We start from the raw sequence: 9,733 nt of genomic DNA on the forward strand, positions 1-9,733 counted from the left end.
GCCAAGGCCGAGTCAAAAGTGGCTGCCGAAGAAGCAGTTGTCATGAACGAGGCAGCGTCCGCGATGCCTGCACCGGCGCCGCTGGCGGATGCGGCATCGCAAATGAGCCGCATGGCTGCGCCAACGCTCACGACCCAGCTGCAGGGCGAGTTCGCGCCATCTGATATGCCTGCGCCGCWGGCTGAAAACCGCGACCGCGTCGAGGATTTCAAAACCAATCCGGTGCGTTCGGCACTTGAAGACCCGGTCTCGACCTTCTCGATCGATGTCGACACGGCGTCTTATTCCTTCGTTCGCCGTTCCCTGAAGGAGGGGGGCCTGCCGCAGGCCGACACGGTGCGGGTCGAGGAGATGGTCAACTACTTCCCCTACGACTGGAAGGGGCCTGAAACTGCCGCGACGCCGTTCAACACCACCGTCAGCGTTATGCCGACACCGTGGAACGAACACACCAAGCTGATGCACGTCGCCATCAAGGGTTACGACGTCAAACCGGCGGAGCAGCCAAAGGCCAATCTTGTCTTCCTGATCGACGTGTCGGGCTCGATGGACGAGCCGGACAAGTTGCCGCTGCTGCGCTCTGCATTCCGGCTGCTGGTCAACAAACTGAGCCCCGATGATACCGTGTCCATCGTCACTTATGCTGGCGATGCCGGCACCGTGCTCGAGCCGACGAAGGCGTCTGATCGCGCCAAGATACTGCAGGCGATCGACACGCTGACGCCGGGGGGGTCGACGGCGGGCGAGGCGGGTATCCGCGAGGCCTATCGCCTGGCACAAAAATCCTTCGTCAAGGACGGCGTCAACCGGGTGATGCTGGCGACCGATGGGGATTTCAATATCGGCCAGACCGATGACGACGACCTCAAGCGGCTGATCGAAGACAAGCGCAAATCGGGCGTATTCCTGTCGGTGTTCGGCTTCGGTCGCGGCAACCTCAACGACCAGATGATGCAGACCATCGCCCAGAACGGCAACGGCACGGCCGCCTATATCGACACGCTGGCCGAGGCCGAGAAGGTGCTGGTCGAAGACGCCTCCTCGACGCTGTTCACCATCGCCAAGGATGTGAAGATCCAGGTCGAATTCAATCCGCAAACGGTCTCGGAGTATCGTCTGATCGGCTATGAGACGCGTGCGCTCAACCGCGAGGACTTCAACAACGACCGGGTCGACGCCGGCGAGATCGGCTCGGGGCATTCGGTGACGGCGATCTACGAGATCACGCCCAAGGGCGCACCCCAGCAGATCGACAAGCTGCGCTACGGCGAGGCAACTGCCGGCAATGGCGGAGTGGCGAATGCCGACGAATATGCCTTCGTGAAGATCCGCTACAAGGCGCCCGACGGCGACACGAGCAAGCTGATCACCACGCCTGTGACCAAGGCCAACGAGGTCGCGAGCTTCGATGTGGCCAGCACTGACCAGCGCTTTTCGGTTGCGGTCGCGGCATTCGGCCAGAAGCTGCGCGGCGAGGACGCGACGGCGAAATTCGGCTTCGACAAGATCAGCGAGATCGCAACTGCTGCACGAGGCAGCGATCCGTTCGGATACCGGGCCGAGTTCCTGTCGCTGGTGCGGCTGGCATCAGCGCTGCAAGGCAGCAAGCAGTAGAAGCAGGAACTCCGTCCTGCTTGCCAGGCAAGGGCCGCGTGGCCGGTCGGCGGAAAGAGGGCTTTCCGCCGACCGTTCTTCTGTGATCTCTAGGCGTCCACCTGAAGTCGCGAGAGAGGGCATCGGAGAAAAGATATGGCCGACGGACAGCTTGACGAATGGGATATCGCGCATGGCGGGCTTCGCTCGCTGTCATCGCGCGAGATCAAGGCGTTCTGGGACGGCTATCTCAACCGCCGCAACGACCCGCGCATCCGTCATGGCAGTCTCTACTCGCGCTGGCGGCACGTCACTGAGGATCTGGTCATTTCGTTGTACCTGACAAACCGCAGCGTCGGGCTGTTTGTCAGGGGACAGCGCGGCGAAGGTCACGCCACCACAGCGAACAAGCTTTCAGCTTGGGAACCCGGACTGGGGCTCGCGCTCGGCGCCAGTCTGAACGGCGAATACCACCTCTGTTACCTGACCCGAAATCCGATTGGCATGATCGATCCGGCCAATTGGCCGGAAGCTCGGGAATGGCTTGAGCGCCAGGAAGAGCTCTACAGCCGCGTGCTCGGTGAAATTGGGTCGACGCCAGCGAGATCGGCTCAGGTCACTCGTTGACGGCGATCGGCAAGGCCGAATCGGCGGCACGCCAGGGCTTCAGGTTTGCGAGATGACAGGTAAATGCGCTCGCCATCTGCCTTCGAACCCAAAAACATAATCTTTTGAATGCATTATCGGGTGTTTCGATCAAATGCCGTCTTTGAGGGGAAGAGGTTGGCAACGCTTCGGAGCTAAGGCTGAGACCGGGTGAAATGCGCGAGGGGAAGTGAATGTTGATTGGCAGTCTGGGCGGGGGCCATAGTCAGGTTGTTCGCCTGAATGACAGGCTTGTACCGTCTGCGGAAGGCGGAGTTCAACCGAAGCCGCAACAGACATCTGTCGCCGCTGCTACCCAGCAGGAACCGATCACGCGCAGCAGCTATGTCCATGTGCAGACGAAGCCGTCGCAGTTCTTTGCGATCTCCAGCGTATCGGACGCCGAGGCCAGTGGAGCGCGCAAGGTCGACAAGGATGTCGAAAATGCCCACCGGACTGCCTTGTCGGCGTTCAACAACGAACGGTTTAGCCATGCGCTCGAACTGCTTTCGGACGTTGGTGCGTCGGACGCGGTGATGATGTTGCAGCGGGCGGAAGGTTCGGGCATGGACTTCAGGTCGGCCCGCGCGATCTACGCGGAAAACAGCGAATAAACGGGGATTTGGGCGGCGAGGCCGCCTCAATCAATCACCATCGACATAAGGCCGGCGAGGGAAACCTCGCCGGCCTTTTCGTATACCCGCAGGAGGCCTGATCGAAAATTTCTTACGTTGTATCTTGCAAAAGATATATCTTTGAATAGATATGGCTGCATGAAGCAACAATCCTGGAGAGGTACTCACATGTTCACCCCTCATTTCAACAATCGCTGCGGTGGTGGCTGGGCCATGTCGGGTCAGTCCGACGACAGCAGCAGAGCAGGCGGTCATCATGGCCGGGGCGGACCGTTCGGGCGGCATCGCGGCGGGCCATTCGGCGGGCGTGGGCCGCGCATGTTCGATCCCGGCGCGCTGCGCCTGGTCGTGCTTGGCCTGATCGCCGAGGAACCGCGCCATGGCTACGACATCATCAAGGCGCTGGAAGCCAAATTCCAGGGCGCCTACAGCCCAAGCCCAGGTGCTATCTATCCGATGCTGCAGATGCTGGAAGAAGCCGATCTCGTCGCCTCGGTCGCCAATGGCAACAAGCGTCTCTACTCGATCACCGAGCAGGGCCAGGCCTATCTGGCCGAGCACGCGGAAGAGCTCGAAAAGATCAACGCGCAGATCGACGAGGCTTCGGCGCAAGTTGGCGGCGCGGCCCTCGGCGAAGAGTTCAGGGCCTTGAAGCTCGCTCTGTTTACCCGCTTGCGTGGCGGGTCGCTGAGTGCGGCACAGGCCGAAAAGGCACGCGAAATCCTCAAGAAGGCGCGCCGAGACCTCGAAGACCTGTAATTCCGGCTGATAATGCCTRAAACAAAAAAAGCTCCCACTGGCTCAGCGGGAGCTTTTTTCGTTGGGTTGCCGCGCGAGATGCGCAAAGCCCGTCTATCAGACCCGGCTGCGGCGGCGTTCGCGACGGCCTTCGCTGGTTTCAGCAGTGTTCGGTGCGGCAAGCTTGTTGCGCATCGGGCCGATGCGTTCGACGATCGCCTCGACGGTCGGGCGAGCGTCCTTCTTGTGAGCGTCGAGCGCCTTGCGCATCGCGGCCAGGTGCTCGAACGAGGTGCCGCAGCACCCGCCGATGATCTTTGCACCGCCGTCGACAGCCAGGCGGACATAGTCGGACATCAGTTCAGGCGTGCCGGAATAATGGATCTCGGTGCCACGGAATTCGGGGATGCCGCAATTGCCTTTGATGATGATGGTCGCCTCAGGCTTTGCCTCGCTCATGTCGAGCAGCGAGGCAAGGATATCAGATGCGCCGACGCCGCAATTGGCGCCAACACCCAGCGGCGTCTCAGCAAGGCCGTCGACGACACCGTGGATGTCCTTGGGCAGCAGGCCCATCATGGTACGGCCGGCCGTGTCGAACGAGCCGGTGTAGGTGTAGGGAAGGCCAACGCGGATGGCGGCCTCTGCCGCGGCACGGATCTCGTCTGGCGCGGACATCGTTTCGATCCAGGCGACTTCGGCACCGCCGGCCTTGAGACCTTCGATCTGTTCGGCGAAGGCATCGACCGCCTCGTTATAGGTCATGGCGCCGAGCGGCACCAGAAGCTCGCCGGTCGGGCCGACGGAGCCGGCGACGATGACKCGGCGGCCGGCCTTGTCGGCGACGGCGCGCGCGATCTCGGCGGCGCGCTTGTTGAGTTCGTGCACGCGGTCCTGGGCGTGGTGCAGCTTGAGCCGGTGACGCGTGCCGCCGAACGAGTTGGTGAGAATGATGTCGGCGCCTGCCTCGACGAAATTCTGGTGCAGCGCCGTGATCTTTTCGGGCGCGCTTTCGTTCCACAACTCAGGCGCTTCGCCGGCCTCGAGGCCCATGGCGAACAGATTGGTGCCGGTTGCGCCATCGGCAAGCAGCACACCCTTTTCGGCCAGCAGGGCATCGATCGGATTGGTCGTCATCACAGCGACTTTCATATCTGGAGAATGGATAACGATATAAAGAAGTCTTTATATCCAGTCAATGATTGCGTTCGAGAAACGGCGCTACCGCGCGGTTGTGACCTCGACCTCGATCTCGGTGCAGACGCCGCCATTAGTGGGGTAGTGGTCGACCGAACATGCGGTGACGACAATCAGCAGGTCGCGCTCGGCGCGCAAGGTGACTTAGCCGCCAGGCGGATTGATCGAGGCAAACACGTCGATGCGGCCGTCCGGCTGCGGCAGCGAATTCTGAAACAGGTCGACCGGATCAGGCGTGAAGGGCAAGGTGATGCCTTCGGCGGCCAGCGCCGCATGCAGATTGTCCTGGCAATTGGGATGATCCTGAAACCCTGCGCGCACATAAAGCGCATGGTTGCAGGCTGGGTAGAGCATGTCGTGCGGGCCTGGCGAGGCATCCTCGACCAGCGTCAGCAACGGCTCTCCTGATGTTCCGTAGAAATGTTCGCCGACCGCCGGGAACAGGCGCTCGCCGATATCGCGGGTATTCGACGTGCTCAGCCAGTCCAGCATGTCGGTCGTGAACGCCCAGAGGTCGGCGACTTGCTGACCCTTGGGATCGATAATGCGAACAAGGTCGCCTGGCGAAACGCGGACGGAACGGCCCGACTGGGCAGGCACCACGATATTCTGGTTCTGCATGGTTTTCCTCGGAATGCGGCCGCAAGCTGCCGCATGGACGGACGAAATTCAACCTGGGCGGCGATCAGGCCCAGCCTGCCGGAAACGAAGCGACCGCCAGCCGTCTCGCGAACGCCGCCGTTTCATGAGCGTTGATGTCGGCGGCACGGATCAGATTGTCGAAATGGCGGGTCAGCGTGCGGATCGGCTCGGTGGCGTAGAGAACGAGATACATGTCGCCGACATAGATCGCGGCGCGGGAATGGCCGAAGATCGTGTAGGGCACGGAGTAGCGCATGCGCCCGTCATAGAGAAACAGGCGGAAGGTCGGGTAGAGGTCGTCGAGCAGGTCGGCCATGTGGCGCAGCTGCTGTTTGCGATCTGTGTCAGGGAAACCCGACCATACACCGAGCCCGCGCGCGAAAATTTCCAGCGTGTGGCGCGGCATGCAGACCTCCATGTCGGTCTCGGGCCTGCGGTTGTAGTCGATGCGGTATTGCGTTTCGCCAGCCTGAACCTCGCGGCTTTTGTTGGAAATGTCAGCCTCGTAGTCGATCAACGCCTCGGTACGTAGAAGGTCCGGGATGCCGGCGGGCACGTAGCGAATCTTGGTACCAGCAGCTTCGGCGTGCCATTTGGCGATCAGCGTGCGTTCGAAACCGCCAGAGGCCTCCTCGATCTCGAGGCTTTCGCGGATCTCGCCGGTCACACCTTCGTCCTGGCTGAGGCCGAGYAGCCAATCGAGCGAAACCTTGTGCGCGGTGGCGATCGTCAGCAGCGTTTCGGCGCGCGGCAGTCGGATCGTGGCACCCGACAGCAATTGCGACAGCGCCGAACGGTCGATGCCGACCGATGCGGCAAAGGCCGACTGGTTGAGGCCGGAGCGTGCCACCAGCGCCTTGAGCCGTTCCCTGAAGACATCAGACAGATCGCGCTTGTCCATGGTTGCTCAACGGTTTTGCGAACATCTGGTTCGCGACCCATCCAAACTAAGTTTGTCTTCCCATTTGTTCACTAAACATAACATCTGCAGCTTGAGTAGCGCAATGTAAACAATCTGTGCGCATTGTCTCGTTGTAGAAACGCAAAGCTACTGACAGCATTATGTCAGGAATCATTGAGTTCCAGGCATCAAAGGACAGCAGGCAGAGCATGGCAAAGAGGGGAAACAAACGCGGCACGACCACGGCGGTCGAATGGCCGACGGTGTTTCTCATTTTGGCCTGCTACGGCACCTGGCTCGTCGCCGGCCTACTGGTCTGGCCGGCCTATCCGGTGGTCGCCCTGGCCGCAATGGCGTTGATGGTGGCACTGCAGTCGTCGCTGGTGCATGAGGTGTTGCACGGTCATCCGACCCGCGACGCTCGCATCAACGAGGCGCTGGTGTCGCTGCCGATTGGTCTCGTCTGGCCGTATCGACGGTTCAAGACCATTCATCTGCGCCACCACGCCGACGAGCGCCTGACCGATCCGTTCGACGATCCCGAAAGCTACTATCGCGCGCTTTGGCAGCACAACGACCTGCCGGAAGCGATGAAGCTGTTGCTTCGGATCAACAACACCATGGCAGGTCGCTTCGTGCTGGGGCCGCTGCTTGCTTGCATCGGCTTCTTTATCGACGACGCCAAGGCTGTTATCGGGGGCGACAAGGCGATCCGCAAGGCGTGGCTGCTCCATGGCGCCGGCCTTTTGGTCATCGTGCCGATTGTCCAGTTGGGCTTCGGTATTCCGCTCTGGCTCTACATTCTGGTTCCGGTGTGGCTCGGCCAGTCGCTGATTTCGATCCGAACCTTTGCCGAGCATCAGTGGTCCGAGCACCCTGAAGGGCGCACGGTGATCGTCGAACGCTCGCCTTTGTCCCTGCTGTTCCTCAACAACAATCTGCACTTTGTGCATCACAAGAGCCCGACGGTTGCCTGGTACAAGCTGCCGGCGCTGTTTCGCGCCCGCCGCGAGGAATGGCTCAGGATGAACAAGGGCTATGCCTATCCGAACTATTTTGCGCTGATCAAGGCCTATGCCTTCCGCGCCAAGGAGCCGGTGTGCCATCCCGCCCTGCGCCGCGCGCCGGATGCGGGCAGGGCGTTCGTGCCGCGAGTCAGGGCGCGCAATGTCAACGGGCTTGGCACAGCACCCGTGCCGGCGGAGCCGCCGAAAGAATAGTTCTCCCTCCGCTTGCCAGTTCCCGCATTCAAGCCTGAAATGACATGATGACCGACTTCGTTGCAGCATTGCCGATGTATGACTGGCCAGAAATGCGCGGCGAGGTCGATGCGCAATGGGCCAAGCTGCGAACAGCGATCCGAAAATCGGGCATTGATGCGCCTGAAACCCTGGCTCGACGCAACGACGATTTGCCGCCGGTTCCTGGAGGTGTTCGCGACGCATCAGGCATGGTCATCGCACCCGATCCAGCGACTCTGCCACCTGACGAGTTCGATCTGCCGACGTTGTGGCGACACCCCAAGCTGTTGTTCGGCCAGACCTGCTGGGGCCCGATGGAAACAACTGGCCTTGCTACTCATGTCAGGGTGATCGGCCAACCAAACTATGACGGCATCGAAGGTGGGCGAGGCGAGTTCTATTCAAGCGCCATTGTCATCCGGCGCGGCGCCGTCACCGCGGACCACGCGCACTCGCCTGATGGCGATGCGCCACTCATCCCCCTCGATCTGATCCGCGACAAGCGCTTTGCCTTCAATAGTCACGATTCGATGTCGGGGTTTTTGGGGATTTCGCGCGATCTTGCGGCTCTGAGCGAGGGATTGCGGCTCTTTTCCGAACGAATCGAAAGCGGCGGCCACCGCGCGTCGATTATCGCAATCGCGGAAGGCCGTGCAGATGTCGCGGCCATCGATTGTCACAGCTGGGCTTTGGCGCGGCGCTTCGAGCCGGCGGCAAAAGATGTCGTGGTGGTCGGCTGGACGGGCAAGCGCAAGGGATTGCCCTATGTCACGGCACTTTCCTCGCCGCTGACGGGCATGCTCGAATAGGCCTGCGACGCCGCCGACTGGGCTTTGCATCGCCGTACAAATCATTGATTTCATGACGTTGCGTCATCGCAAAAAGGTCGAAACGGGCGGTTTTGGGTTGCCAATTCGCTCATTTGGCGGGACAAGCGCGCAACTTTCTGTCGCGCTGCCGACGAGAGTCCTCCCCAGTAAGAATCCTCCCAAGGACCTGTCGTGAAAACCATTGCTGCATTCTCCAATTTCATCGGCCGCAGTTTCGCCATCTGGGTGATCGTGTTTGCCATTCTCGGTTTCGTGCTGCCGTCGACCTTCAGCATCTTCGCACCTTGGATCGTCGTCCTGCTCGGCATCATCATGTTCGGCATGGGCCTGACGATATCGGCCAAGGACTTTGCCGAAGTCGCCCGCCGTCCGTTCGACGTCGCCATTGGCGTGCTCGGCCAGTTCCTGATCATGCCGCTGCTAGCCGTGCTGCTGACGACGATCATCCCGATGCCGCCTGAAGTCGCCGCTGGCGTGATCCTCGTCGGCTGCTGCCCGGGGGGTACCGCCAGCAACGTCATGACCTATCTCGGCAAGGGTGATGTGGCGCTCAGTGTCGCTTGCACCAGCGTGACCACGCTGCTCGCGCCCATCGTCACGCCGTTCCTGGTGTGGATGTTCGCCAGCCAGTACCTGCCGGTCGACGCCATGAGCATGTTCCTGTCGATCGTGAAGGTCATCCTGGTGCCGCTGGCGCTGGGCTTTGTCCTGCAGAAGGTTGCACCCGCGCTGGTGAAGTCGGCCGAGCCGATGCTGCCGCTGGTCAGCGTCGCCGGCATCGTGCTGATCGTGTCGGCGGTGGTCGCCGTCAACAAGGCCAACATCGCCCAGTCGGGACTGATGATCTTCGCAGTCGTCGTGCTGCATAACGGCTTTGGCCTGCTGCTTGGCTACTTCGCCGCGCGTGCTGCCGGCCTGTCACTAGCCAAGCGCAAAGCCATCGCCATCGAAGTCGGCATGCAAAACAGCGGCCTCGGCGCGGCACTTGCCAACGCGCATTTCTCACCTCTGGCGGCTGTGCCGAGTGCGGTGTTCAGCGTCTGGCACAACATCTCTGGTGCGCTTGTGGCCAATTATTTCTCGCGGATGGAAGATCCTGAGCTGAAGGCCAAAACCGTCACGCAGAAGGCGTAAGCCAACTCCAACAAGAAAACGCCGGGTTCGCCCCGGCGTTCTCCTTGAAAGCTGGTTTCGGTTTCGCTTGCTCCAAGGCTACCCCCGCATCTTCTCGCCTGAGGGATCGAATGGCGGTTCGACATTGATGCGGGCAGGGAGCCGGCGGCCAAGAATTTCGATCTCGAACCGGCCTTC

The 9,733-nt window shown here is 61.2% G+C and carries 10 protein-coding genes; 7 read left to right on the plus strand and 3 right to left on the minus strand.

The window, feature by feature from the left end; translation table 11 throughout:
- From AC1DUU_RS13385 to AC1DUU_RS13400, 4 genes are all read left to right on the plus strand, one after another.
- A partial coding sequence (locus AC1DUU_RS13385; protein ID WP_476783908.1) for a vWA domain-containing protein occupies positions 1–1,614 on the plus strand: 1,614 nt, incomplete at its 5' end.
- A 135-nt stretch (positions 1,615–1,749) separates the two neighbouring features.
- The gene (locus AC1DUU_RS13390; protein ID WP_476783909.1) at positions 1,750–2,220 is read left to right on the plus strand and encodes a hypothetical protein; all 471 of its coding nucleotides are present in this window, start codon (positions 1,750–1,752) and stop codon (positions 2,218–2,220) included.
- Positions 2,221–2,432: 212 nt separating this feature from the next.
- Positions 2,433–2,852: a hypothetical protein gene (locus AC1DUU_RS13395; RefSeq protein ID WP_476783910.1), complete on the plus strand. Its 420-nt coding sequence runs from the start codon at positions 2,433–2,435 to the stop codon at positions 2,850–2,852.
- A gap of 189 nt (positions 2,853–3,041) precedes the next feature.
- Complete coding sequence (locus tag AC1DUU_RS13400; protein WP_476783911.1) at positions 3,042–3,632, plus strand: PadR family transcriptional regulator; 591 nt, start codon at positions 3,042–3,044, stop codon at positions 3,630–3,632.
- 96 nt (positions 3,633–3,728) lie between these two features.
- On the opposite strand, the gene bmt is transcribed toward AC1DUU_RS13400, so the two are convergent.
- The 3 genes from bmt to AC1DUU_RS13415 all read right to left on the minus strand — a co-directional run bounded on the left by bmt (position 3,729) and on the right by AC1DUU_RS13415 (position 6,351).
- Complete coding sequence (gene bmt, locus AC1DUU_RS13405) at positions 3,729–4,748, minus strand: betaine--homocysteine S-methyltransferase (protein WP_476783912.1); 1,020 nt, start codon at positions 4,746–4,748, stop codon at positions 3,729–3,731.
- A 204-nt stretch (positions 4,749–4,952) separates the two neighbouring features.
- The gene (locus tag AC1DUU_RS13410; RefSeq protein ID WP_476783913.1) at positions 4,953–5,429 is read right to left on the minus strand and encodes a DUF1989 domain-containing protein; all 477 of its coding nucleotides are present in this window, start codon (positions 5,427–5,429) and stop codon (positions 4,953–4,955) included.
- A 64-nt stretch (positions 5,430–5,493) separates the two neighbouring features.
- The gene (locus AC1DUU_RS13415) at positions 5,494–6,351 is read right to left on the minus strand and encodes a helix-turn-helix domain-containing protein (protein WP_476783914.1); all 858 of its coding nucleotides are present in this window, start codon (positions 6,349–6,351) and stop codon (positions 5,494–5,496) included.
- A gap of 209 nt (positions 6,352–6,560) precedes the next feature.
- On the opposite strand from AC1DUU_RS13415, the gene AC1DUU_RS13420 reads away from it, so the two are divergent.
- The 3 genes from AC1DUU_RS13420 to AC1DUU_RS13430 all read left to right on the plus strand — a co-directional run bounded on the left by AC1DUU_RS13420 (position 6,561) and on the right by AC1DUU_RS13430 (position 9,556).
- Complete coding sequence (locus tag AC1DUU_RS13420) at positions 6,561–7,571, plus strand: fatty acid desaturase (RefSeq protein ID WP_476783915.1); 1,011 nt, start codon at positions 6,561–6,563, stop codon at positions 7,569–7,571.
- A 47-nt stretch (positions 7,572–7,618) separates the two neighbouring features.
- Positions 7,619–8,401 carry a phosphate/phosphite/phosphonate ABC transporter substrate-binding protein gene (locus tag AC1DUU_RS13425; protein WP_476783917.1) on the plus strand — a complete coding sequence of 261 codons (783 nt, stop codon included), beginning with the start codon at positions 7,619–7,621 and terminating at the stop codon, positions 8,399–8,401.
- A gap of 192 nt (positions 8,402–8,593) precedes the next feature.
- Positions 8,594–9,556, plus strand: coding sequence for a bile acid:sodium symporter family protein (locus tag AC1DUU_RS13430; RefSeq protein WP_476783916.1), 963 nt, complete (start codon positions 8,594–8,596; stop codon positions 9,554–9,556).
- Positions 9,557–9,733 lie beyond the last annotated feature (177 nt).

The organism is Aminobacter sp. P4_H6_2 (assembly GCF_056400805.1).

Excerpts from the sequence above, each read along its gene's own strand:
- AC1DUU_RS13420 (WP_476783915.1), top strand. The coding sequence starts at position 6,561 with ATGGCAAAGAGGGGAAACAAACGCGGCACGACCACGGCGGTCGAATGG.
- AC1DUU_RS13395 (WP_476783910.1), top strand. The coding sequence starts at position 2,433 with ATGTTGATTGGCAGTCTGGGCGGGGGCCATAGTCAGGTTGTTCGCCTG.
- AC1DUU_RS13410 (WP_476783913.1), bottom strand. The coding sequence starts at position 5,429 with ATGCAGAACCAGAATATCGTGGTGCCTGCCCAGTCGGGCCGTTCCGTC.
- AC1DUU_RS13400 (WP_476783911.1), top strand. The coding sequence starts at position 3,042 with ATGTTCACCCCTCATTTCAACAATCGCTGCGGTGGTGGCTGGGCCATG.
- AC1DUU_RS13390 (WP_476783909.1), top strand. The coding sequence starts at position 1,750 with ATGGCCGACGGACAGCTTGACGAATGGGATATCGCGCATGGCGGGCTT.
- AC1DUU_RS13425 (WP_476783917.1), top strand. The coding sequence starts at position 7,619 with ATGACCGACTTCGTTGCAGCATTGCCGATGTATGACTGGCCAGAAATG.